General features: G+C 70.5%; 21 protein-coding genes and 1 riboswitch. Of the genes, 9 read left to right on the forward strand and 12 right to left on the reverse strand.

Annotated features, from left to right (window positions below; genetic code table 11):
• Positions 1-188 precede the first annotated feature (188 nt).
• From R0146_RS14715 to dxr, 3 genes are all read right to left on the reverse strand, one after another.
• Complete coding sequence (locus R0146_RS14715) at positions 189-2,606, reverse strand: ExeM/NucH family extracellular endonuclease (protein ID WP_317690606.1); 2,418 nt, start codon at positions 2,604-2,606, stop codon at positions 189-191.
• Between the two features lie 204 nt (positions 2,607-2,810).
• Positions 2,811-4,109: a M50 family metallopeptidase gene (locus R0146_RS14720; RefSeq protein WP_317690607.1), complete on the reverse strand. Its 1,299-nt coding sequence runs from the start codon at positions 4,107-4,109 to the stop codon at positions 2,811-2,813.
• A 99-nt stretch (positions 4,110-4,208) separates the two neighbouring features.
• Entirely contained in the window at positions 4,209-5,450 is a 1,242-nt protein-coding gene (gene dxr / locus R0146_RS14725; protein ID WP_317690608.1) for a 1-deoxy-D-xylulose-5-phosphate reductoisomerase, read from the reverse strand.
• 243 nt (positions 5,451-5,693) lie between these two features.
• Here dxr and R0146_RS14730 point away from each other — a divergent pair, with 243 nt between their 5' ends.
• The 5 genes from R0146_RS14730 to ribH all read left to right on the forward strand — a co-directional run bounded on the left by R0146_RS14730 (position 5,694) and on the right by ribH (position 11,127).
• Positions 5,694-7,151 (forward strand): MFS transporter, encoded by a 1,458-nt coding sequence (locus R0146_RS14730; RefSeq protein WP_317690609.1) that lies wholly within the window; start codon positions 5,694-5,696, stop codon positions 7,149-7,151.
• Positions 7,152-7,336: 185 nt separating this feature from the next.
• Positions 7,337-7,467: riboswitch (FMN riboswitch) on the forward strand.
• Positions 7,468-7,622: 155 nt separating this feature from the next.
• Positions 7,623-8,762 (forward strand): bifunctional diaminohydroxyphosphoribosylaminopyrimidine deaminase/5-amino-6-(5-phosphoribosylamino)uracil reductase RibD, encoded by a 1,140-nt coding sequence (gene ribD, locus R0146_RS14735; RefSeq protein WP_317690610.1) that lies wholly within the window; start codon positions 7,623-7,625, stop codon positions 8,760-8,762.
• A gap of 2 nt (positions 8,763-8,764) precedes the next feature.
• Complete coding sequence (locus tag R0146_RS14740; protein WP_317690611.1) at positions 8,765-9,394, forward strand: riboflavin synthase; 630 nt, start codon at positions 8,765-8,767, stop codon at positions 9,392-9,394.
• Positions 9,387-10,646 (forward strand): 3,4-dihydroxy-2-butanone-4-phosphate synthase, encoded by a 1,260-nt coding sequence (gene ribB / locus R0146_RS14745; protein WP_317690612.1) that lies wholly within the window; start codon positions 9,387-9,389, stop codon positions 10,644-10,646. The genes R0146_RS14740 and ribB overlap by 8 nt, the downstream gene beginning before the upstream one ends.
• Position 10,647: 1 nt before the next feature.
• Positions 10,648-11,127: a 6,7-dimethyl-8-ribityllumazine synthase gene (ribH, locus tag R0146_RS14750; protein ID WP_317690613.1), complete on the forward strand. Its 480-nt coding sequence runs from the start codon at positions 10,648-10,650 to the stop codon at positions 11,125-11,127.
• Between the two features lie 195 nt (positions 11,128-11,322).
• On the opposite strand, the gene gdhA is transcribed toward ribH, so the two are convergent.
• The 7 genes from gdhA to rpsB all read right to left on the reverse strand — a co-directional run bounded on the left by gdhA (position 11,323) and on the right by rpsB (position 18,238).
• Positions 11,323-12,660 (reverse strand): NADP-specific glutamate dehydrogenase, encoded by a 1,338-nt coding sequence (gene gdhA, locus R0146_RS14755; protein WP_317692426.1) that lies wholly within the window; start codon positions 12,658-12,660, stop codon positions 11,323-11,325.
• Positions 12,661-12,764: 104 nt separating this feature from the next.
• Positions 12,765-13,913: a dual-specificity RNA methyltransferase RlmN gene (gene rlmN / locus R0146_RS14760; protein ID WP_411567211.1), complete on the reverse strand. Its 1,149-nt coding sequence runs from the start codon at positions 13,911-13,913 to the stop codon at positions 12,765-12,767.
• Positions 13,914-14,027: 114 nt separating this feature from the next.
• A complete protein-coding gene (locus R0146_RS14765; RefSeq protein ID WP_411567160.1) occupies positions 14,028-14,822 on the reverse strand; it encodes a phosphatidate cytidylyltransferase in 795 nt (264 codons plus the stop codon).
• Positions 14,823-14,932: 110 nt separating this feature from the next.
• Positions 14,933-15,487: a ribosome recycling factor gene (frr, locus tag R0146_RS14770; protein ID WP_317692429.1), complete on the reverse strand. Its 555-nt coding sequence runs from the start codon at positions 15,485-15,487 to the stop codon at positions 14,933-14,935.
• Positions 15,488-15,638: 151 nt separating this feature from the next.
• The gene (gene pyrH / locus R0146_RS14775) at positions 15,639-16,349 is read right to left on the reverse strand and encodes a UMP kinase (protein WP_317690614.1); all 711 of its coding nucleotides are present in this window, start codon (positions 16,347-16,349) and stop codon (positions 15,639-15,641) included.
• 143 nt (positions 16,350-16,492) lie between these two features.
• A complete protein-coding gene (gene tsf, locus R0146_RS14780; protein WP_317690615.1) occupies positions 16,493-17,308 on the reverse strand; it encodes a translation elongation factor Ts in 816 nt (271 codons plus the stop codon).
• A 36-nt stretch (positions 17,309-17,344) separates the two neighbouring features.
• On the reverse strand, positions 17,345-18,238 hold the full coding sequence (gene rpsB / locus R0146_RS14785) for a 30S ribosomal protein S2 (RefSeq protein WP_317690616.1): 894 nt from the start codon (positions 18,236-18,238) through the stop codon (positions 17,345-17,347).
• A gap of 683 nt (positions 18,239-18,921) precedes the next feature.
• Here rpsB and R0146_RS14790 point away from each other — a divergent pair.
• Positions 18,922-19,797, forward strand: a complete 876-nt coding sequence (locus tag R0146_RS14790) for a M23 family metallopeptidase (protein ID WP_317690617.1) — start codon at positions 18,922-18,924, stop codon at positions 19,795-19,797.
• A 36-nt stretch (positions 19,798-19,833) separates the two neighbouring features.
• Here R0146_RS14790 and R0146_RS14795 read toward each other — a convergent pair whose 3' ends face one another.
• Positions 19,834-20,766, reverse strand: coding sequence for a tyrosine recombinase XerC (locus tag R0146_RS14795; RefSeq protein ID WP_317690618.1), 933 nt, complete (start codon positions 20,764-20,766; stop codon positions 19,834-19,836).
• Between the two features lie 256 nt (positions 20,767-21,022).
• On the opposite strand from R0146_RS14795, the gene def reads away from it, so the two are divergent.
• The 3 genes from def to R0146_RS14810 all read left to right on the forward strand — a co-directional run bounded on the left by def (position 21,023) and on the right by R0146_RS14810 (position 23,228).
• Positions 21,023-21,610: a peptide deformylase gene (gene def / locus R0146_RS14800; protein WP_317690619.1), complete on the forward strand. Its 588-nt coding sequence runs from the start codon at positions 21,023-21,025 to the stop codon at positions 21,608-21,610.
• Between the two features lie 324 nt (positions 21,611-21,934).
• Positions 21,935-22,402, forward strand: a complete 468-nt coding sequence (locus R0146_RS14805; RefSeq protein WP_317690620.1) for an SRPBCC family protein — start codon at positions 21,935-21,937, stop codon at positions 22,400-22,402.
• 16 nt (positions 22,403-22,418) lie between these two features.
• Positions 22,419-23,228: an SRPBCC domain-containing protein gene (locus tag R0146_RS14810; RefSeq protein WP_317690621.1), complete on the forward strand. Its 810-nt coding sequence runs from the start codon at positions 22,419-22,421 to the stop codon at positions 23,226-23,228.
• 49 nt (positions 23,229-23,277) lie between these two features.
• Here R0146_RS14810 and R0146_RS14815 read toward each other — a convergent pair whose 3' ends face one another.
• Positions 23,278-24,189, reverse strand: coding sequence for a TrmH family RNA methyltransferase (locus R0146_RS14815; protein WP_317690622.1), 912 nt, complete (start codon positions 24,187-24,189; stop codon positions 23,278-23,280).
• Between the last annotated feature and the right edge of the window lie 35 nt (positions 24,190-24,224).

Here is a 24,224-nt window from a genome sequence, read left to right on the forward strand (position 1 = left end):
CGGGTGAACGACGAGGCCGTGGCCGACGAGGCCGTGGCCGATGAGGCCGGTGAGCGGTGGGTGGGGCCAGTGAGACACGTACGTCCTCACCGGCCCCACCCCGATTCGCCCGCGCCGCGGTCGGGGGCGCACCGCGGCGCGGCCCGCCGCGACAGCACCGCTTGCTCGGCCCGCCGCGACGACGGGACTCAGCCCTTGGCGCCCTTGGCGGTCAGCCCCACCACCAGCGGGTCATGGTCGGAGGTGGCGACCGGATCGGTGGTGTAGAAGTCGGTCACGTTGTAGCGGCGACGCGAGTACTGCATCGCGATCGCCTCGTCGGCGTTGATGTCCCACACCTGGGCACCGGTGACCATCTTCTGGGCCTTGCCGTTCGCGAGGACGTGGTCCAGCGACCCCATCCGGCCGGAGAACTGGTAGCTCGTCGCGGTCGGGTCCAACTCAGCGGCGAGATCGGCGTAGCCGGCCTTCGCGAAGACCTGGATCGGATCCTCCTTGGCGTACGCGTTGAAGTCGCCCGCCAGGAACACCGACGTGTCCGGGAACACCTGGTCGACCCAATCGGTCAGCGCGGTCGCCTGGGCCACTCGCGACGGGTTGGACAGGCCCTGGCCGGTGCCGTCGTCCTCGCCGGAACCCTTCGACTTGAAGTGGTTGGCCACCACGACGAACGGCGAGCCGGCATTGCGCATCTTGAACTGCTGGGCCAGCGGCTGGCGGGCGTTGGCGAACGCCGGATCGATCAGGATCTGCGAGGCGCCGTTCAGCTGCACCCGGTCCGGGTTGTAGATGAACGCGGTGCGGATGACGTCCTCGGTCGGCGGCACGACGGTCGGCGAGGGGACGTACGCCCACCTGCCACCGGCGGCGTTCAGCGCGTCGACCAGGATCGACAGCGACGTGTCACGGCTCTGGCCCGGCAGGTAGCTGATCCGGGCGGAGTTCTCGATCTCCTCCAGCGACACCACGTCGGCGCCGAGGCCGTTGATCGCGTTGACGATCTTGGCCTGCTGGTCGTCGAAGGCCTGCTGGGTGTAGGCCCCGCGCACCTGGCAGTAGTTGGTCGCGACCGGGGTGCCGTTGCGGTCCTTGTACGCCTGGCAGCCGGCCTCGTCCTCACCCAGGTCGGTGAAGTAGTTCAGCACGTTGAAGGTGGCGATCCGTACGTCGCCGCCGACGGCCGGGGCGGTCGTCTCGCGGTCGTTCTGCGACACCACCGGATCCTGGTCGTCGGTCGGGCCGACGATCTGGCCGGTCGGCTGGAAGTTCCACTGGAACCGGTAGTCGAGGATGACTGGCTTGTCGAACACCACGTGGGAGCCGGTCCGCATCGGCTCGGTCTGCGACAGGTACGGCAGCGGGGTGTTCTTCGCCGTCGCGTTGTTCATGTAGTCCCAGCTGGAACCGTCGTCGAGGGTGATGTACTTCTTCAGGTTCTCCGCCTCGTACCCGGCCGCCTTGTCGGGGGTGACCACATCGGTGGCCGTACGCAGCGGGGCGTCGCCGGCCGCCAGGCCGATCTGGCCGTACTGGTTCAGCTGGTAGTTGTTCGTGATGGTGTAGCCGCCGAGCGGCTTGACCAGCATGCCCTCGTACGCCTCCTTGTCGGCATCGGTCACCGGCACGGTGGCCAGTTCGGTCACCGCGACCGGGGCGCAGTCGGCGGCCGGGGAGACCGTGAGGCCGCCGCCGATCTCGGTCAGCCCGTTGTACTCGGTCACCGTGCCGGCGACGGCGTAGCAGGATCCGACCGTGACGTTGGCGCGGCCGTACACGAAGACGCCGTCGGAGGCCTGACCGGCGGCCTTCGGGGTGCCGCCGGTGCCCGGCGTCTGCAGGTAGAAGCCGTTGAAGCCGCCGGTCGGGTAGACCGCGGTGACCACGCCCCGGGTGCTGACCTTCTGGCCGGTGAGCGGCGAGGCGTTGCCGGTGCCCTGGATCCGGTCGATCGGGGTCGTCGGGGCCGGGTCGGTGGTGGGCGACGGGCTGGGCGACGGGCTGGGGCTGGGCTCGGTGCCGCCGATCGCCTGGCTCTGTGGCGACGGGGCCCCGACGGTGAAGTCGGCGGCGTTGTCGTCGGTGTCGGCGAAGTTCGTCCGGGAGGCCGAGGTGGTGTTGCTCAGGCCGGGGGCGGGCGCGCCCTCCCGCTTGGTGGCGGTGGCGCCGAAACCGATCAGGTCGACCGTCGCACCGGAGGCGTCGAGCAGCGCGACGGATCCGGCGGTGGCGCTCATCGCCGCGGCGCAGGTCGCGTTCGGCGTCGGCAGCGGGGTCGTCCCGCCGCTCCCCTTGGCCTCCTGGACCAGGTAGTAGGTGGCCGGTGCCACGGTGCCTGACAGGGCACAGCTGTTGCCCAGGTTGCCGGCGGCCGAGTAGTAGTTCACCGTCCAGCCGGTCAGCGAGATCGGGGCGGTGGTCGGGTTGTAGAGCTCGACGAAGTCGTTGGTGTAGGTGGCGCCGCTGTTGCCACCACCGCCGTACACCTCGTTGATCAGGACGTGGTCGGAGGCGGCACGAGCGGGGACGGAAGCCAGCGGGGCGAGGACCGCCATTCCACCGAGCACCGCCGCCAGCCCGGCCGCGGCCACGCGGGGGCGAGAGGACATGGAGCACTCCTTGAGAAGATGGTGAGACCGCCGGTCAGACTATGGCCGGGGTCACGCCCGATCGACCCTTCGGAGCGCCCCGGAGGAAGAATTCACCCGGGGTTCCCCCACCATTCGACTACCCGTGGCCAACCCGCGGCCGGCCCGGGCACGGTGGGCTCAGACGAACCGGCCGGGCTCGCCGGGCTCGCAGAGACGCTGGGCTCAGAAGAGCCGCACCGGGGCCACCAGGTCGGCGATGACCAGCACCAGCCCGGCCACCACCACGAAGGCGGTCACCAGCCACGACACCGGCAGCAGCCTGGTGGTGTCGAACGGTGCCGGGGTGGGGCGTCGGCGGAGCCGGGCGATCAGGTGACGTACGCCGTCCCACAGCGCCCCGGCGACATGACCGCCGTCCAGCGGTGGCAGCGGAACGATGTTGAACAGTGCGACGAAAAGGTTGACCGATCCCAGCAACTGCGCCACCACGGCCACCTTGTTGGTGGAACTGAGCCGGTCGGTGGTGACCACCTCACCCGCCACCCGGGACGCGCCGACCACGCTGACCGGGCCGTAGATGTCACGCGGCTGCCCGGTGACCAGGCCGACGGCGGTGTGCCAGACCTTCACCGGGAAGCCGACCAGGGCGACCGCCGACTGCTCGGTCATCGTCCACATGTCCTTCAGGACGGCGACCGGGCCGCCACGCTGCACCTCGGTGTTCGGTGAGACGCCGAGGAAGCCGGCCTCCACATTGCGCCCCGGGTCGACCCTGCTGGGCACACCGGTGGTGACAGTCGGGACGGTCGGCAGGGTCAGCGTCTGCCCACCGCGCTCGACCACGACGGTGGCGGGCGCGGACAGGTTGTCACGGATCAGGGTGGAGAACTGGTCCCAGTCGGTGAGCCGGCGCCCGTTGAAGCTGACGATGACGTCACCGGCCTGCACTCCCATCGCGGCGGCCGGCGTACGGGGATCGCCAGGCTGACAGGTCTGGTCGGTGCGGCTGGCCGGGACGACGCACTCCGACACCGACGCCACGGTGAGGGTGGGCCGGGCGATGCCGACGGTGGCGGTGACGCCGAGGAAGAGCAGGAAGGCCAGCAGCAGGTTCATCGCCACCCCGCCGGCCATGATGATCAGCCGCTGCCACACCGGCTTCTGGTAGAAGAGGGTGCCGTCGTCCTCCGGGGTGATCTCCTCCCACTCGTACGCCCGGGCATCCTCGGCGATCTGCTGGAAGAAGTTGCTGCCGCTCGCCTTCACCCGGTTCTCACCGGGCGCCGGCGGGTACATCCCGACGAGTCGTACGTAACCGCCGAGCGGCAGCGCCTTCACGCCGTAGTCGGTGGAGCCGACCCGGCGCTTCCACAAGGTCTTGCCGAAGCCGACGAAGTACTCGGTCACCTTGACCTTGAAGAGCTTGGCGGGGATCAGGTGTCCGATCTCGTGCAGCGCGATCGACGCCATGATGAGGGCGAAGAACACCAACGCCCCGAGCACGTACCACACCGTCTGCATCCGCGTCCTGTCCCTCGCTCCAGCGGCGTCCCTCGACGCCATCTCCGTCCCGTGACCGACCCGGATGCGGGTCCGTCCGTAGTCTCGGCGCCGGGGGCCTCACCCGCGGGTGCGGGCGCGTGCCGCCCGGCGGGCCCACGCATCGGCGGCGAGCACCGTCTCCACCGTGATCCCCCGGTCGTCGACGTACCGTGACCCGACAGCGTCGGAGTCGTCCTCGGCGTCGGCCGAGACACCTCCCGAGACGTGCTCGGTCAGCACGTCCGCGATGGTGTCCACGATGTCGAGGAAGCCGATCCGTCCCTCGCAGAACGCATCGACGCACACCTCGTTCGCCGCATTGAACACCGCCGGCGCGGTCCCCCCCAGTGTGCCCGCCCGCCGGGCGAGTTCAACCGCAGGAAAGGCCTCGGCGTCCAGCGGCTCGAAGGTCCAGGCCGCCGCGGCGGTCCAGTCGACCGGCGCCGCAGCACCCGCCACCCGGTCGGGCCAGGTGAGGCCGAGGGCGATCGGCAGCTTCATGTCGGGCGGGGAGCACTGCGCGATCAGCGCCCCGTCGACGTACTGCACCGCGGAATGCACGAACGACTGCGGGTGCACCACGACCTGGATCCGGTCCAGCGGCATGTCGTAGAGCAGCCCCGCCTCGATCAGCTCCAGTCCCTTGTTGACCAGTGTCGCGGAGTTGATGGTGATCACCCGGCCCATCTGCCAGGTCGGGTGGGCCATCGCCTGGTCCGGGGTGACCTCGGTGAGCTCGGCCCGCGTACGGCCCCGGAACGGACCGCCGGAGGCGGTGAGCACAAGCTTGTCGACCTCGTCGGTGCGTCCGGCGCGCAGGCACTGGGCGAAGGCGGAGTGCTCGGAGTCCACCGCGACGAGCTGCCCGGGGGCCGCCGCCTCGGTGACCAACCGACCGCCGATCACCAGCGACTCCTTGTTGGCCAGCGCCAGCGTGGTGCCGGCCCGCAGCGCGGCCAGGGTGGGCAGCAGCCCGACCGAGCCGGTGATCCCGTTGAGCACGACGTCGGCGGCCTCGGCGGCCAGCTCGGTCGCCGCGTCGGGACCGGCGATGATCCGCGGGAGGCGTACGTCGCCGCGATTCCACCCGCGCTGCTGCGCCGCGGCGTAGAGGGCGAGCTGCAGGTCCTGGACGGCGGTCGGTCGGGCCAGGGCGACGGTCCGCGGGGAGAACTCGAGCACCTGCTCGGCCAACGTGGCGATGCTGCCGCCGCCGGCGGCCAGCCCCACCACCCGGAACCGATCCCGGCGGGAGGCGATGACCTCCAGCGCCTGGGTGCCGATAGAGCCGGTGCTGCCCAGAATGATCACGTCACGCACTCGTCCAGTCTCCCACGCGCAGTGGCCCGGACATTCCCCTGACAGGGACCCGGGCAGACCGCCGGAACGACCTCAGCACGTTCTTCAGCCCGGAACACTCCGCTGTGACTGACGTCACACACCCTCAGAGTCATCTCAGCCCCGCCGACGCGGGGCCCGCGGACCCTGCAGCGGGCGAGCGGACTCCAGGTCACCGAAGGCCGCGCCAGCGCCGACGACGGACCCCTGACCCTGGGAGACCCCATGGAAAGTACGACCTCGCTCCGCCCGCGGAGCATCCCCGACATCCCGGCCGACCCGACGAAGGAGGCCCGGACAGCGATCTGGGTCGCCGCCATCGCGGGCCTGTCCCTGCTCTTCGACGGCTTCGACCTGACCGTCTACGGCACCGTCCTGCCCGGCCTGGTCAAAGGCGGCAGCGACGCCCTCGGCTGGTGGTCCAGCGGCCTCAGCGGCGGGCAGCCCATCCCGCCGGCCATCGCCGGCCAGATCGGCTCGTACGCCTTGGTGGGCGTGATGATCGGCTCGCTGACCGCCGGTGCGATCGGCGACCGGATCGGCCGGAAGAAGCTCATCCTGGTGGGCATCGCCTGGTTCTCGCTCGGGATGTTCGCCTCCGCCTTCGCCACGTCGATCGCCTTCTTCGGCACCCTGCGACTGCTCACCGGCCTCGGCCTCGGCGTCCTGCTCGCCACGGCCGGGGCGACGATGGCCGAGTTCGCCCCCGCGGGCAAACGGAACTTCTACAACGCGATCGTCTACTCCGGCATCCCCGCCGGCGGTGTGCTCGCCGCCCTGCTCGGCCTCGCCCTGCTCAACCAGATCGGCTGGCGGGGGCTCTTCATGCTCGGGGCCACCCCGATCCTGTTCCTCTTCCCGATGGCCCTGACGATGCTCAACGAGTCGCCGCGCTGGCTGCTCTCCCGCGGCAGGGTCGACGAGGCGGTCGCGATCTCCCGCCGCACCGGCATCCCGCTCACCGAACACCAGCAGTTCGGCGGCGTCCCGGTGGCGGAGGACCTGCATCTGGAACAGAAGACCGGCTTCGCCGGCATCTTCTCCCGTCGCTACCTGGTCGGCACCGTCTTCCTCGGCTTCATGAGCTTCTCCGGCCTGCTGCTCACCTTCGGGCTGAACACCTGGCTGCCGGCCATCATGGGCGGCCACTTCCAGGAGGCCGGGATGGGCGCCGACGCCGCCAAGCGGTACGGCCTGATCTTCCTGCTGCTGCTCAACGGCGGCGCGGTCGTCGGAGGCCTGATCGCGTCGATGGTCGCCGACAAGGCCGGCCCGCAGCGGGTGATCATCACCACCTTCACCCTGGCGGCGCTGTCGCTGACGCTGATGACCTTCGGCTTCCCGATCGGGCTGCTGCTGGCCTCCATCGCCGTCGCCGGCGTGGGCATCCTCGGCACCCAGGTGCTGATCTACGGCTTCACCTCGAACTACTACGCCACCCACGTACGGGCCGCGGGTGTCGCCTGGTGCTCCGGCTTCGGACGCCTCGGCGGCATCCTCGGCCCGCTGATCGGCGGCTGGCTCGCCGCCGCCGGCGTCGCCGGGGACACCGCGTTCTACGTGTTCGCCGGGGTGGCCCTCTTCGGCGCCCTGATGACCGTCCTGGTGCCACGGCCGGCCAAGGGGCACTCCGACCGCGAACAACTCGAGGCTGAGCAGGACGTCGCCGGCGTCGCTGCCTGATCGATCCCCGGAGGGTCCGATGCCCTCCGGTCGCCACGGACCGAGGGTCGGCGTCCTGCGGGACGCCGGCCCTCGGTCGGGCGCGCTGCTACGACGACCCGAGGAACGGGACGGTCTTCGCGGCTGACACACGGGATGATCGTCGGCCACTGGGGCGGACGTCGCGTGCGTGGTAGTCTCAGGGCCACGTGCTCCGGGGTCGGTGTAATTCCGAACCGGCGGTGACAGTCCGCGACCCGGCCGCCCTCCACGGCGGTCGGTTGACCTGGTGGAATTCCAGGACCGACGGTGAAAGTCCGGATGGGAGGCGCACGCGTACGTGGCGACCGGCCGACATCCGTCGGCGGGTGCTGCGGTGGTGACCGCACCTGGGTGTGACCGCATCTGGGTGAGGACGTATCGCCACTGCGTCACGTGCCGGGAGTCTTCCCATGATCGCCCCGGGGTCCCGTCAGGACCTGAGGAGGGGCGATGAACCGGTCGGATGCCGTCGACGGCCCGGCACCGTACGCCGATGAGCCGGCTGCCGCTGCGTCGCGAGCGGCCGCGCCCGACGTCCCGGACCCCACCGCGTCGTACGCCACGGAACGGCGCGTCGCCGCCGATCGTGTCCACCTGCGCCGGGCGATCGCCCTGGCGCTGCACTCCCCCCTCCCGGATCCCAATCCACGGGTCGGCGCGGTGCTGGTCGCCCCCGACGGCACCGTCGTCGGCGAGGGCTGGCACCACGGCGCCGGCACTCCGCACGCCGAGATCGAGGCTCTGCGGGCAGCGGGTCACGCCGCTCGCGGCGTGACGGCGTACGTCTCCCTGGAGCCCTGCAACCACACCGGCCGCACCGGCCCGTGTGCGGTGGCACTGGCCGAGGCCGGAGTGGCGCGGGTGGTGTTCGCCCAGCCGGACCCCAATCCGACCGCCGCCGGCGGCGGCGACACCCTGCGCGCGGCCGGGGTCGAGGTCAGCGGGGGCCTGCTCGCGGACGAGGCCGAGGCGGTGAACCGGGTCTGGACCCGGGCGGTGCGCCTCGGCCGGCCGTACGTCACCTGGAAGGTGGCCGCCACCCTGGACGGCCGGACCGCGGCGGCCGATGCCACCTCGCAGTGGATCACCTCCGCCGCCGCCCGCGCGGACGTGCACCGGCTCCGTGCCGCCTGCGACGCGATCCTGGTCGGCACCGGCACCGCGCTGGCCGACGATCCTCGGCTGACCGTCCGTGACGTCGACGGGCGACTGACCGGCCGCCAGCCGCTGCGGGTCGTCCTCGGCGACCGACCCGTGCCGGCGACGGCGCAGCTGCACTCGGCCGAGGCGGAGACACTCTTCGTCCCGGGCCACCGGCCGGCGACGGCGCTGTCCCAGCTGCACCGGGCCGGCATCCGGCACGCCTGGCTGGAGGGCGGCGCGACGCTCGCGGCGGCCTTCCTGCGCGACGGCCTGGTCGACGAGATCGTCGTCTACCTCGCCCCGACCCTGCTCGGCGCCGGCCGGCCGATGGTCGGCGACCTCGGCATCGGCACGCTCGCCGACGCCATCCACCTGGACCTGGTCGACATCACCCCCGTCGGCCCCGACGTACGACTGATCCTGGCCCCGGCCGGGAGGAAGGAATGACCATGTTCACCGGCATTGTCGAGGAGATCGGCGAAGTCGTCGACGTACGGCCCGGGCAGGACTCCGCCGTGCTGCGCATCCGCGGCCCGCGAGTGGTCACCGATGCCCGTCACGGCGACTCGATCTGCGTCAACGGCGTCTGTCTCACCGTCACCGACCTCGACGCGGAGACCTTCTCCGTCGACGTGATGGCCGAGACCCTCGACCGCTCCGACCTCGGAGCGCTGCGACCGGGCGCCCCGGTGAACCTGGAACGGGCGATGTCGCCGGGCGGCCGACTGGGCGGACACCTGGTGCAGGGCCACGTCGACGGCACCGGCACCGTACGCTCCCGCACACCCGGCGAGGCCTGGGAGGTCGTCGAGATCGGCCTGCCGGCCGAGCTGTCGCGCTACCTGGTCGAGAAGGGCTCGGTCACCGTGAACGGGGTGTCGCTCACCGTGGTCGGCGTACGCCCCGACGCGTTCACCGTGTCGCTGATCCCGACCACCCTCACCGACACGACGTTGGGCCGGCTGCCGATCGGCGCGACGGTCAACCTCGAGGTCGATGTCATCGGCAAGTACGTGGCGACCTACCTGGACCGGATCGGCACCGGGTGGGCGCACCAGAACGGAGGAGATCATGAGTGAGTCGGTGACCAGGTTCAGCCCGATCGACAGGGCGCTGGAGGAGTTGCGGCAGGGTCGTCCGGTGCTCGTCCTGGACGACGAGGACCGGGAGAACGAGGGGGACATCATCCTCTCGGCGCAGACCCTCACCGAGGAGTGGCTCGGCTGGACCATCCGGCACTCGTCGGGCTACCTGTGCGCGCCGATGTCACGGGACCGCGCCGACGCGCTCGAGCTGCCGCTGATGGTCTCCCGCAACACCGACCCGCTGCGCACCGCCTACACGGTCTCCTGTGACGCGGCGACCGGGGTCACCACCGGCATCTCCGCGCACGACCGGACCCGTACGCTGCACGTGCTCGCCGACCCCGAGTCGGGGCCGGCCGCGCTGATCCGCCCCGGCCACATCCTCCCGCTGCGGGCCCGCGATGGTGGCGTCCTGGAGCGACGTGGCCACACCGAGGCCGCCGTCGACCTGTGCCGGCTGGCCGGTCTGGAGCCGGTCGGCGCGATCGGCGAACTGGTGCACGACGACGGCTCGATGATGCGTACGCCCGACGTCCTTGCCCTGGGCGCGGCCGAGGGCCTGGCGGTGATCACCATCGCCGAGCTGGCCAGCTGGCGGGAGACCCACGATCGGGTCCGGCGCGACGCGATGACCCGGCTGCCCACCGCGCAGGGCGAGTTCACCGTGGTCGGCTACCTCGATCTGCAGACCGGGGCCGAGCACGTGGCGCTGATCAGCCCGCGCGGGCTGCGCGGCCGCGACGGCAGCGTGCCGGCCGTCCGGGTGCACTCCGAATGCCTGACCGGCGACGTCTTCGGCTCGCTGCGCTGCGACTGCGGACCCCAGCTCCAGCAGTCCCTCGCCACGGTGGCCGAACAGGGCGGCGCCGTCGTCTATCTACGCGGGCACGAGGGCCGCGGGGTGGGCCTGCTCGCCAAGCTGCAGGCCTATCACCTGCAGGACGAGGGGCTCGACACGGTCGACGCGCAGACCCGCCTCGGGCTGCCGGTCGACGACCGCGAGTACGGCGCCGCCGCAGCGATCCTGTACGACCTCGGAGTGACCCGGCTGGAGTTGATGACCAACAACCCGGACAAGGTCCGCGCCCTGCGGACCGCCGGGATCGAGGTCACCGCGGTCGCCCCGTCGTGGACCCAGCCGACGCCCGACAACGAGTTCTATCTGCGCACCAAGCGCGACCGCATGGGCCACCGCATCCTGCTGGACGGTGTGCCGCACTCCATCGCCACCCCCCAGGAGGTCTGACATGGCCGGTTTCGGCTCCCCGCACATCACCGCGAACGGCACCGGACGGCGGGTCGCCGTGGTGGGCGCGCAGTGGTACCCAGAGGTCACCGATCAGATGGTCGCCCGCGCCACCGCCGCCCTGGCGGAGCACGGGGTCAGCGACATCACCGTCGTCCGGGTGCCCGGCACCTTCGAACTGCCGGTCGTCTGCCGGCGCCTCGCCGACCGCTTCGACGGGCTGGTGGCGCTCGGCGTCGTCGTCCGCGGCGGCACGCCGCACTTCGACTACGTCTGCGAGGCGGCCACGATCGGCCTGACCCAGGTCGCCGTCGACACCGGCGTCCCGGTCGGCTTCGGCGTGCTCACCTGCGACGACGAACAGCAGGCGCTGGACCGGGCCGGCCTGCCCGACTCGACCGAGGACAAGGGCTACGAGGCGAGCATCGCCGTGCTGGCCACGCTGGACGCCCTCGACGCGGTGCCGGCCGGCCGCGACTGACCCCGGTCCCGCAGACGACCATCGGCCTGCGCACGATCATCGGCCCGCGCACGATCATCGGCCCGCGCACGATCATCGGCCCGCGCACGACCATCGGCCGGCCCCGTCCCCCGAGGGACAGGACCGGCCGATGTGGTCGAGCGGGGTGGTCGGCCGGCGACGGCGTACGTACGCCACCGCCGGTCGACCGGCGGATCAGACGACGCCCTGGTCGAGCATCGCGTCGGCGACCTTGACGAAGCCCGCGGCGTTCGCGCCGAGCGCGTAGTCGCCCGGGCAGCCGTAGCGATCGGCGGCCTCCAGGCAGCGGGTGTGCAGGTTGCTCATGATCGTCTCGAGCCGCGTCGCGGTCGTCTCGAAGGACCAGAACTCCCGGCTGGCGTTCTGCTGCATCTCGAGCCCGGAGGTCGCGACGCCACCGGCATTGGCGGCCTTCGCGGGGCCGAACTTCACGCCGGCCTGCTGGAAGGTCTCGATGGCGTCCGGGGTGCTCGGCATGTTGGCACCCTCTGCGACGAGCTTGACGCCGTGCTTGACCAGCGTGACCGCGTGGTCGCCGTGAATCTCGTTCTGGGTGGCACAGGGCAGGGCGATCTCGACCGGCACGTCCCAGACGCTTCCGCCGGTGACGAACCGGGCCCCCGGGCGCAGCGCCGCGTAGTCGGAGACCCGACCGCGCTCCTCCAGCTTGACCCGCTTGAGCAGCTCGAGGTCGATGCCGTCCTGGTCCACCACGTAGCCGGACGAATCGGAGATGGTGATCGGCTTGCCGCCCAGCTGCTGGGCGAGCTCGATCGCGAAGATCGCCACGTTGCCCGACCCGGAGACCGAGATGACCTTGCCGTCGAGGGACTGGCCGTCCATCCGCAGCATCTCGGTGACGAAGTGGACCAGGCCGTAGCCGGTCGCCTCGGTGCGTGCCAGCGAGCCGCCCCAGGTGAGGCCCTTGCCGGTGAGCACGCCCGCCTCGAACCGGTTCGTCAGCCGCTTGTACTGCCCGAAGAGGTAGCCGATCTCGCGGCCGCCGACGCCGATGTCGCCGGCCGGGACGTCGGTGTACTCACCGATGTGGCGGGACAGCTCGATCATGAACGACTGGCAGAAGCGCATCACTTCGTTGTCGGACTTGTCGTGCGGGTCGAAGTCGGAGCCGCCCTTGCCGCCGCCCATCGCCAGACCGGTCAGCGAGTTCTTGAACACCTGCTCGAAGCCGAGGAACTTGATGATGCCGGAGTAGACCGTCGGGTGGAAACGGAGACCGCCCTTGTACGGGCCGAGCGCGGAGTTGAACTCGACGCGGTAGCCGCGGTTGACGCGGACCCGGCCGGAGTCGTCGATCCAGGGGACACGGAACATGATCTGTCGTTCCGGTTCGACGATGCGATCGAGGATGGCCGCCTCGATGTACTCAGGGTGCTGGGCGAAGACCGGTCCGAGGCTCTCGAGCACCTCGTGGACGGCCTGATGGAACTCTGGCTCCCCCTGGTTGCGGCGTACGACCGTGTCGTAGACCACCTGCAGATTCCTGCGCAGCGCTTCAGGGCTCAATTGTTTCTCCTCCTCCAGTGATCACCGGGCGAATCGAGGTACGCCGACGCCTCTCCCGTTGCGTCGCGTACGACCGGACCTGCTGTCCGTTATCGCGCCGTTGCGGCCAACTGGCCGCACGCTCCGTCGATCTCGCGACCGCGGGTGTCCCGGATGGTCACCGGGACGCCGTGGGCCTCCAGCCGACGGACGAACTCCTGCTCGTCGTGGCGGCGCGACGCCGTCCACTTCGACCCAGGGGTCGGATTCAGTGGGATCAGGTTCACGTGGAACCAGCCCCAGTCGCCCCGCTTCTTGAGCTCACGGGCGAGTCGGTCGGCACGTTCGGCCTGATCGTTGACGTTGCGGATGAGCGCGTATTCGATCGAGACACGACGCTTCGTCGCCCGCGCATAACGCCAGGCGGCATCCACAGCCTCCGCGACCCGCCACCGATTGTTGATCGGCACGAGGTCGTTACGCAATTCGTCGTCCGGAGCGTGCAGCGACAGGGCGAGGGTGACCGGCAGGCCCTCCTCGGCGAGCTTGTCGATCCCGGGCACCAGGCCGACGGTCGACACGGTGATCCCCCGCGCACTCATCCCCAGCCCGTCGGGCTGGTCGGCCAGCAGCGTACGGATCGCGCGGATGACCGTGGCGTAGTTCGCCAGCGGCTCGCCCATGCCCATGAACACGACGTTGCTGACCCGGCCGGTCGCTCCGGGGATCTCCCCCGCCGCGAGGCGCGCGTTGGCGTCGACGATCTGCGCCACGATCTCGGCCGCGCTGAGGTTGCGCTGCAGGCCGCCCTGGCCGGTGGCGCAGAATGGGCAGGCCATCCCGCAACCCGCCTGGGAGGAAACACACACGGTCGTACGTGCCGCAGATCCCCCCGAGGCGGGGTAGTGCATCAGGACCGACTCGACCATCGACCCGTCGTGCAGCTTCCAGAGCGTCTTGACCGTGGTCCCGGCGTCGGCAGTCAGCGCGCTGACCTCCTCCAGCAGCGGCGGGAACAGGGCGTCGGCGATCTCCTGGCGCCGGCCCGCCGGGATGTCGGTCCAGTCGGCCGGGTCCGCGGTGGAGTGGACGAACCAGTGCCGGGACAGCTGCTGGGCGCGGAACGCCGGCAGGCCCAGCGCGGCGACGGCGGCCTTGCGCTCCTCGACGCTCAGGTCCGCCCAGTGCACCGGCGGTTTCCCGCGGCGCGGCGCGGCGAACACCAACTGCGGGTGCGCACGCGGTCCCGGGTCCGACACCGACGGTTCGCCGGCCGCGCGGTCTCCGTCCGGGCGTACGTCCTGTCCGGGCGCGGCGGCAGCGTCGGGCGAGGCAGCGTCGGGCGAGGCAGTGGGTCGAGAGGAGGTCACGGGTCAGGCTCCGGGGATGAGGAAATGCATGAGGATCCAGGCGGTCGGCGCGGACAGCAGCATCGCGTCGATCCGGTCGGTGACGCCGCCATGGCCGGGCAGGAAGTCGCCCATGTCCTTGATGCCCAGGTCGCGCTTGATCAGCGATTCGACCAGGTCACCCAGGATGGCCGCCCCGACGAGGACGACACCGATCAACGCTCCGACCCACCAGGTGCTGCCGAGGACGAAATGGCCGACCAACGTGCCGAATGCGGTCCCCAGGACGACCGACCCGACGAACCCTTCCCAGGTCTTCTTCGGGCTGATCGTGGGCGCCATCGGGTGGCGGCCGAGGAGCACGCCGGCGACGTACCCGCCGGTGTCGGAGCAGATCACCGTACCCAGCCACAGGAAGACCCGGGCGGCACCGGAGTCCTCCCCCACCAGCAGGCTGGCGAACGCACCCATCACCGGCAGGTAGGCGATGATCAGCATGCTCGCCGCGGTGTCCTTGATGAACCCCTCAGCGCCGCGAGGGATGCGGACCAGGAACGCTGCCAGCACCGTGGCACCGAGGCACACCAGCAGGTAGGTGGCCGCGTGCCGGGTGGTCTGGGTGAGGATCAGGTACGAGCCGGCCATCATCGCGATCAGGCCGACCTCGATGACGAGGATCGCCGACGTCATCCCCACCTTGCGCAGGGCTTGGTGCACCTCCACCGCGGCCATCCCGATCAGGGTCGCGGCGAGGATGACGAAGCCCGGCAACCACCACAGCAGACTGGCGATGAGGATCCCCGCCAGGACGACCCCCACGGTGATGGCGGCCGGAAGATTCCGGCCGGCCCGCCCCGATCCGGGAACGGGCGTGCCGTTCGCCGGACCGGGCCGCAGAGAGCCGGACGGTGACCCCGAGTCCGACAAGGTCAGACCTCGAGCAATTCTGCCTCTTTGGCCTTCAGCAGCTCGTCGATCTGGTCGGTGTACTTCTTGGTGGTCTTCTCCAGCTCGGCCTCGGCGCGCTTGCCCTCGTCCTCGCCGATCTCCTTGTCCTTGACCAGCTTGTCGATGGCCTCCTTGGCGGCCCGGCGGGAGTTGCGTACGGAGACCTTGGCGTCCTCGGCCTTCGTCTTGGCGACCTTGGTGTACTCCTTGCGCCGCTCGGCAGTCAGCTCGGGCAGCACACAACGGATCGAGATGCCGTCGTTGGACGGGTTGACGCCGAGGTCGGAGTCACGGATGGCCTTCTCCACGGCGTTGACCGCACTGCGGTCGTACGGCGTGATCAGGATCATCCGCGCCTCGGGCACGGTGAACGAGGCCAGCTGCTGCAGCGGCGTCGGCGTGCCGTAGTACTCGGCGGTCAGCTTGTTGAACATCGCAGGATGGGCCCGCCCGGTCCGGATGGCGGCGAACTCCTCCTTGGCGAACTCGACTGCATGGTCCATCTTGGACTTCGCTTCGGTGGTGATGTCGCCGATCACGAGGGGGTTCCTTTCTGCTTGCGGCGGAGGTGCCGCGTGTCGGGGCGGCCGGTCCCGGGGGAACGGGAACGGCCGAGCCGCAGGATGTCGGATGGCTGCGGCCGGTCCAGTCTCTCAGAGCGCCCGTCGCGATGACGGGCGCCGCGCGTCACTTGTGGACTACAGTACCGATCCGCTCGCCGTTCACCACGCGCATGATGTTGCCCTCGGTGTTGAGGTTGAAGAAGATCATCGGCAGATCGTTGTCGCGGGCGAGGCTGACGGCCGCCGCGTCGGCGACCTTGAGGTCGCGGGCGAGGTACTCGTCGTACGTCAGTTCGTCGTACTTCGCGGCGTGGGAGTTCGTCTTCGGATCGCAGTCGTAGACGCCGTCCACCCCCATCTTGCCCATCAGCAGCGCATCGACGTGCATCTCCAGACCGCGCTGGGCAGCCACCGTGTCAGTGGAGAAGTACGGCATGCCGGACCCGGCGCCGAAGATCACCACCCGGCCCTTCTCCATGTGCCGGTCGGCCCGACGCGGGATGTACGGCTCGGCCACCTGGCGCATTTCGATGGCGGTCTGCACCCGGGTCGGAACGCCGGCCTGCTCACAGAAGTCCTGCAGCGCCAAGCAGTTCATCACCGTGCCGAGCATGCCCATGTAGTCGGCGCGCTCCCGCTCCATCCCGGCCTGCTGCAACTCGACGCCGCGGAAGAAGTTGCCGCCGCCGACCACGATGCACACCTGCACCCCGGCCCGTACGACATCGGCGATCTGGTGGGCGATGGAGTCGACGACCCGCGGGTCGACGCCGACCTTGCCCCCTCCGAAGGCCTCACCGGACAGCTTCAGCAGGATGCGATGGTACGAGCTCATGGATGGTCTCCTGTCAGGGGCATCGGATGCGGGGGCGGGTGCGGTAGCTGAGCCTAGGCGATGCAGGGCGCCCGACGTGACCGGGCCTCCATGCGACAACGTGCGCCACGAGGGAATCCCTCGTGGCGCACGTCGTGGTCGGATCAGGCGCCGGCTTCGAAGCGAACGAAGCGGCTGACCGTCAGGCCGGCCTTCTCGAGCATCGTGCCGACGGTCTCCTTGGTGTCGGAGACCTCGGACATCTGCTCCAGCAGGACGACATCCTTGAAGAAGCCGTTGACGCGGCCCTCGACGATCCTCGGGATCGCCTTCTCGGGCTTGCCCTCCTCCTTGGCGATCTCCTCGGCGATGATGCGCTCCTTCTCCACATCCGCCGCCGGGACCTCGTCACGGGTGAGGTACTTCGGCGCCATCACCGCGATCTGCATCGAAGTGCGGTGCGCCGTGTCGTCGTTGTCACCCTCGAACTCGACCATCACGCCGACCTGCGGGGGCAGGTCGGAGGAACGACGGTGCATGTAGACGTTGGTCTTGCCGTCGAAGTACGCCACGTTCTTCAGTTCCAGCTTCTCGCCGATCTTGGCGGCCAGCTCCTGGATGGCCTCCTCGACGGTGTGGCCGTCGGAGAGCTTCGCAGCGTTGGCAGCGGCGACGTCGCCCGCCTGGGCCGCCTCGACGGCCTCGGCGATGGTGTCGGCGAGGGCGATGAACTCCTCGTTCTTGGCGACGAAGTCGGTCTCGGAGCCCAGCTGGATGAGGGCGCCGCCCTTGTTGGCGACCAGACCGTTGGAGGCCTCGCGGTCGGCCCGCTTGGCGGTCTTGGCCTGGCCGGCGACGCGCAGGATCTCGACGGCCTTCTCGAAATCGCCGTCAGCCTCGGTGAGAGCCTTCTTGGAGTCCATCATCCCGGCGCCAGTGGCGTCGCGGAGCTTCTTGACGTCTGCTGCAGTGATTGCCATCTGTTCCTCGGTCCTTCTGCGATTGTGCGGGTGGGATCACTCGTTGTCGGTGGCGGGCGCCTCAGCGGCGGGCTCGGCAGGAGCGGCGGGCTTCACGTCGGTCTCGGCGGCCTCAGCGGTCTCGGCGGCCGGAGCGGCAGGCTTGACCTCGACCGGGGCGGCCGGCTCGGTGGCGTTGAGCAGCTCCTTCTCCCACTCGGCCATCGGCTCGGCGGCCTCGGCGGTGGTGGCCTCACCGGAGGAACGCGACACCAGGCCGTCGGCGACGGCGTCGGCGATCACCCGGGTGAGCAGCGAGACGGAACGGATCGAGTCGTCGTTGCCCGGGATGGCGTAGTCGACCTCGTCGGGGTCGCAGTTGGTGTCGAGGATCGCAACGACCGGGATGCGGAGCTTGCGGGCCTCGTCGACGCCGAGGTGCTCCTTCTTGGTGTCGACGATCCAGACCGCCTGCGGGGTGCGGGTCATGTCCCGGATGCCGCCGAGGTCCTTCTCCAGCTTGTCCTTCTCGCGGGACAGGCCGAGGAGCTCCTTCTTGGTGAGGCCGGAGCCCTGCACCTTCTCGAAGTCCATCGCCTCCAGTTCCTTCATCCGCGCGATCCGCTTGGAGATGGTCTGGAAGTTGGTGAGCATGCCGCCCAGCCAGCGCTGGTTCACGTAGGGCATGCCGACGCGGGTGGCCTGCTGGGCGATGGCCTCCTGGGCCTGCTTCTTGGTGCCGACGAAGAGCACCTGACCGCCGCGGGCGACGGTCTCCTTGACGAAGGCGTACGCCTTGTCGATGTACTTGAGCGACTGCTGCAGATCGATGATGTAGATGCCGTTGCGCTCGTTGAAGATGAAGCGCTTCATCTTCGGGTTCCAACGACGGGTCTGGTGCCCGAAGTGGACACCGTTCTCGAGCAGCTCGCGGGCAGTCACGACGGCCATGGCCGTTCCTCCTTGTGGCGCGACGAAGCGCCGACGGTTGTTCCGGTGCCGACCTTCGGCACCGCCTGATGCAGTCACGTCCTCACCCACGAGGGACCGTACGGGACGCCCGGCCCACCACGCCGAAGCGCGGCATCCACCGGTGGGACTGCATGCGAAGTCACCCCGAAAGGTTCGAGGTGCTGCCAGCAGTCTAGGGCGGGCCCGGCAACGATGCCACTCGGGCCCGGGGCGTACGACGGGGTGCAGGTCGGGCGGGTCATTGGGGCCCGGCCCCCTTGGCCGCATCTGTGGTGTCCTCCGCCGGCCCTGCCCGATCGTCCACAGGCCGAATCGGACCCCGACGAATCGTCCACAGGCCTCCGCGGCCCGGGCGACCCAGCGCCCGGTTGTCCCACCCTGCCCGCGTGAGATCACTCCTCCGGCTGCCCCGGCACGTTCATCTGCCCCGGCATGTTCACCTGGCCCGGCATGTTCACCTGGCCCGGCATGTTCACCTGGCCCGGCACACGCATCTGCTGCGGCAGACGCGCCGTCCGCGCCCGCCGCGCCCTGCCCGCCCGCTGGGGCTCCTGGCGTGCTGCCTCCTCCTCGGGACCGGGCTGACCACTGCCCTGGCGGCGACCGCGCGGGCCCTTCCGCTGGCCTCCGGCCCGGAGGGTGTACCGGCCGGGGCCCTCCCGGTGAGCGGACCAGTGGTCCGCCCGTTCGCCCCGCCTCCGGAGCCGTGGCTCGCCGGCCACCGTGGGGTCGATCTCGCCGCCGAGGTCGGCGCTCCTGTGCTCGCCGCGGCCGCCGGGACCGTCACGTACGCCTCGACCCTCGCCGGCCGGGGCGTCGTGGTGATCGACCACGGCGCCACCCGCACCACGTACGAGCCGGTGCAGGCGACCGTACGGATCGGCCAGCTCGTCGCGACGGGCGACGTGCTCGGCACCTTGCAGGCCGGACACCAAGGGTGTCCGGCGGCCGCCTGCCTGCACTGGGGCCTGCGCGAAGGGGTCGACTACCTCGACCCGATGCTGTTGCCGGCCTTGCCGTCCGGCCCGATGACGCGTCTGGTCGGTAGTGAGGAGGTCACCGCGGCTCGCCGGGAGGCCGCGGCCCGCGCCCTCGCGGCAGCCGCCGGCGCCGCTGCGCCCGGTGGCACCGCGCCGACGCGAGTGGGCGGCTGGCTGCCGCCGGTGTCCGGGCCGGTGACGTCACCGTTCGGGATGCGGGTGCACCCGGTCACCGGGGTCCGCAAGCTGCACGACGGGGTGGACTACGGAGCCTCCTGTGGGGTCCCGCTCCGGGCTCCCCTGCCGGGTACCGTCATCGAGGTCGTCCGCCACCCGGCGTACGGCTGGCGGATCCGGATCGACCACGGCATGGTCGACGGACACCGGCTGATCACCTCGCTGAACCACGCCCGCGGCTACTCGGTGCACACCGGGGAGACGGTGCAGCGCGGCCAGACGCTGGGCGCGGTCGGGTCGACCGGCCTGTCCACCGGATGCCACCTGCACCTGATGGCGTGGCAGGACGGGGCGCTGGTCGATCCCAGCCGGCTCGCCTGACGTCCTGGTGGGCCTGACATGAGGTCGCCGCTGCGGTCAGGCCCTCGGATGCGCCTGCTGGAAGGCCTGCTGCAGCCGGTCGGCGGTCACATGGGTGTAGATCTGCGTCGTCGCCAGCGAGGCGTGACCCAACATCTCCTGGACGCTACGCAGGTCCGCCCCACCCTCGAGCAGGTGGGTGGCCATCGCGTGGCGCAGGCCGTGGGGGCCGAGATCCGGGGCACCGGTGACCAGGCCGAGGTGACGGTGCACCAGGCGACGGACCACCCGCGGGTCGATCCGGCCGCCGCGCGCCCCCAGGAAGAGCGCCTGACCGCTCAGCGACGTGGCGACCTCCGGGCGGCGGGCCAGCCATCGCTCCACGGCCGCCAGCGCCGGACCGCCGGCGGGGACCATGCGGTCCTTGTTCCCCTTACCGTGGACGAGGACCAGTCGCCGGTCACCGTCCAGCGACTCGGTGTTCAACCCGCACAGCTCAGAGACCCGCAGCCCGGACCCGTAGAGCATCTCAAGGATCGCCACGTCACGGACCCCGAGCGGGCCCGGTTGCTCGGCGGCCCGCAGCCGGGCCTCGTCCATCAGTGCCGCCGCCTGGGTCTGGTCGAGGATCGCCGGCAGTGTTCGGACCGCCTTCGGCGAGGCGAGCCGCAGACTCGGATCGGTCGTGAGCAGACCGTCACGGCGCGCCCAGGCGAAGAATCCGCGGACGGCCGAGGCCCGCCGGCCCAGGGTCCCGCGGGAAGCGCCGGCTCGTTGTTGGGCCGCCAGCCAATCACGGAGGTCGGCGATCGTCACCTCGTCGGCGGCAGTCACCCCGCGACGCCCGAGATGGGCGAACAGCTCGGTGAGGTCACCGACGTACGCCCGCACGGTGTTCGGCGAGACGTGGCGCTCCCCCGCCAGATGCCGGCGGTATCCCTCGAGGGCTCCGCGGAGGTCCGCCGGCAGGTCGTCCGTACCGATCACCATGGCCCCACTGTCGGCCGGAGACGGGCCGGGCGCAAGCGCGCCACGCGCCCGGTCGCGCACTCCGGCCGGGTCACCACCCAGGTACGTCGCAGGCGGTTCACACCTGCACGTCTCGCGCCGACGGCGCCGGTCGGCCGCCTAGAGTGGGGTCCGCAGGCCCCCGGGCACGCTGATCCGATCGGCCAGGTTCCGGAGCCTGGCCGCGTGGGGTCCGCAGGCCCCCGCGCACGCTTTCGAGAGACAGGACGACGAACACATGACGAGCCTCACCGAGCTCACCGTTGGCGGCACCCTCCGCCCCATCACCCGCTGGGGGACCCCGGTGATGCACGCCCCGACCCAGCCGGTGGTCGAGTTCGACGACGACCTGCGCACCCTGGTGCGCGACATGTTCGCCACCTTGGACGCCGCCCAGGGCGTCGGGCTCGCCGCCACCCAGGTGGGGGTGGGCCTTGCCGTCTTCGTGTACGACTGCCCCGACGCCGACAACCACTACCAGGTCGGCGTGGTCTGCAATCCGGTGGTCGAGCTGCCCGAGGGGCGCGAGCGGGTACTCGAGTCGGCCGATGAGGGATGCCTGTCGCTGCCGGGCGGATACGCCCCGCTGGCCCGTCCCGACCACGCGATCTGCCGCGGCCAGGACATCGACGGCAACCCTGTCGAGATCCACGGCACCGGCCTGCTCGCCCGGTGCCTGCAGCATGAGACGGATCACCTCAACGGGATGGTCTTCGGTGACCGGCTGTCGACCCGGGTCCGCAAGAAGCTCAACCAGTCCCACGAGGCGCTGGCCCACCTCTACCCCGAGGACTGGCCGGTCTCCCCCAAGCACACCTCCGCCTGACCCGCGGCCCAAGCGGTCCGCCGGAAGCTGCCTCGGTCGTATCGGTCGTATCGGTCGTATCGGTCGCCCCGGTCGTCTCGTCCTTCTCGGCCCCTCGATCGGTCGCGGGCGATCGCCGACGCCGGCCAGGCGCGGAACGAGCGTCCGCCGCTACCCCAACGACCGGGCCGCCGACGCCGGCCAGGCCACGCGCAGAACGAGCCAAGCCCGTCGATCGCCGAGCCGCCCCCTCTCTTCGAGAACACGGTGGTCGGGGTCAGCTGACCCCGACGATCATCGCCGACAAGGGGTTGACACATTCGTTGCGGCGAATACATTGGATCCATGACCGAGATCATAGAACGCACCGTGCCAGCCTCAGCCACCCGCATCTGGGAACTGTGGACCACTCCCGAGGGCATCTCCCACTGGTGGGCCCCGGAGGGGTTCCGGACAGACGTCACCCGCCTCGACCTGCGCGAGGGCGGCGAACTCATCTACACGATGACCACCGTCGCTCCCGAGCAGGTGGCGTTCATGGAACAGAACGGGATGCCGCTGTCCACGGAATCGCGCAAGTACTTCACCGAGATCACCGAGCCGACGCGCCTGGCCTACCGGTCCGTCGTCGACTTCGTGCCCGACCACGAGCCCTACGAGCAGCTCACCGAGATCGAGCTGGAACCCGTCGACGGCGGTACCCGGATCACGATGCGGGTCGAGCCGATGCACGACGAGGTGTGGACTCAACGCCTGGTGGCGGGGCGTGCGAACGAGCTGGACAACCTGGCCGCGCTCGTCGCGGACGAGTAGGGCTCGACGACTGCCCATGGACCGCGTGGCACTCGACATCCAGCGTGCGCTCTACACAGCCGGCGAACCGACCCGTTTCCGGATCCTCGAGCTGCTCGCGACCCGACCACACACCGTGGGTGAGGTAGCCGACGCCCTCGGTGCACTCCAACCTCAGACCACCAAACACCTACAGGCACTGGAAGCGGCGCGCATCATCCGGGTGCACCGGCTGGGCCGCCGACGAGTCGCCCGGCTCGACCGGGAGACCCTTGCCCACCTGGCGACCTACTTCCACGGGCTCGCGGCGCCCGACCCGGACGACTCAGTGCTGGACGACTACCAAGACGCCATCGCGCGGGAGATGGCACGACCCTCCGGTCAGAACGCTGGACCGGTCCTGCATTTCGAACGCGTCCTGCCGGCCAGTGCCGAGGACGTCTGGCGCGCGTGGACCGATCCGCAACAAGCGGCCGCATGGTGGGCCCCCCGACACTTCCGCGTCACCGCCTTCGAGCTCGAGCCGTCGGCCGGAGCGCCGATCCGGATCATCCTGCGCGAGGGGGACGGGGCCGAGTACGCATCCCGCGGACAGGTCGTGGACGCCCGTCCCGGCCGGCTCGTCTTCACGCTCGCTCCGGTCGACTCTGCGGGTGAACCGCTGTTCCACGCCCTGCACACCCTCACCATCACCGGGACCGACCCGGCGACCGTCACGCTCCTCATCGAGGTCTCCGACGTACGGACCGACGCCGCATCCGCGATCGCCGGCCTCGAGCCCGGCTGGCGGCAACTGTTGGACGCCCTGGACACCTACGTACGGCACCCGGACTCATCCCCAGAATGAGGCCACGCGACCGACTCCGGCCACGCTTCTGCGGCGTACGTTCGTACGCTCACCGCGTCGCGTAGAAGGCAACGGCAGAGGAGGCCGCGACGTTCAACGAGTCGACGCCGTGCATCATCGGGATGGTGACACGCCTGTCGAGCAGCCGGTCGGTCTTCGCCGTCAGGCCGTGGCCCTCGGTGCCGAACACCAACGCCAACCTCTGGTGGTTCTCCGCGACCAACTCGTCCAGGGTGATCGCGCCCTCTCCGAGTGTCATGCCCGCCACGACATAACCCGCTTCCTTCAGCAATCGGATGTCGGCGGGCCACGAGTCGACCCGAGCCCACGGCACCTGGAAGACGGTGCCCATGCTGACCTTGATCGACCGACGGTACAACGGGTCGGCGCAGCGGGGAGTCACCAGCACGGCATCGACACCGAGCGCCGCAGCCGAACGGAAGCACGCACCGACATTCGTATGATCGACCAGGTCTTCGAGCACGGCGATCCTCGACCGCTGCCGCGCCCTGTCGATCTGCGGCGCAACGACCCGATCCTCGGCACACCCGCCGGAGGTGCGGTCGAGGACGTCCTCACGGACCACCAGCTGCTGCAGGTCGAGCAGGTCGGTCATCGCCCGGCCGGTCACCCGCCGCATCGAGGCGAGGGCGCCGCGATGCACGTGGAAGCCGGTGATCTCCTCGGCCAGCGCCTCGGAAACGACGAAGATCGGGACGTCGGGGTGGGCCGCCAACGCGTCGGCCAACGAGTCCAGCCACCGCGGCGCCAGCAGGAACGACCGCGGCGGGTATCCGGCCTCCAGCGCCCGCCGGATCACCTTCTCGCCCTCGGCGATGAACAGACCGTGCTCGGCCTCCAACGACCGGCGCAGCGAGACGTCCCGCAGCCGTACGTAGTCGGCGACCCGGTCGTCGTGGGGCTCGGTGATCGTGATCAGGGTGAGCGCTGAACTGGACATCCCTCCCAGTCTGCCCCTTGTGTCGGCCGCCGGCG

Source organism: Raineyella sp. LH-20, assembly GCF_033110965.1.
GTDB lineage: Bacteria > Actinomycetota > Actinomycetes > Propionibacteriales > Propionibacteriaceae > Raineyella.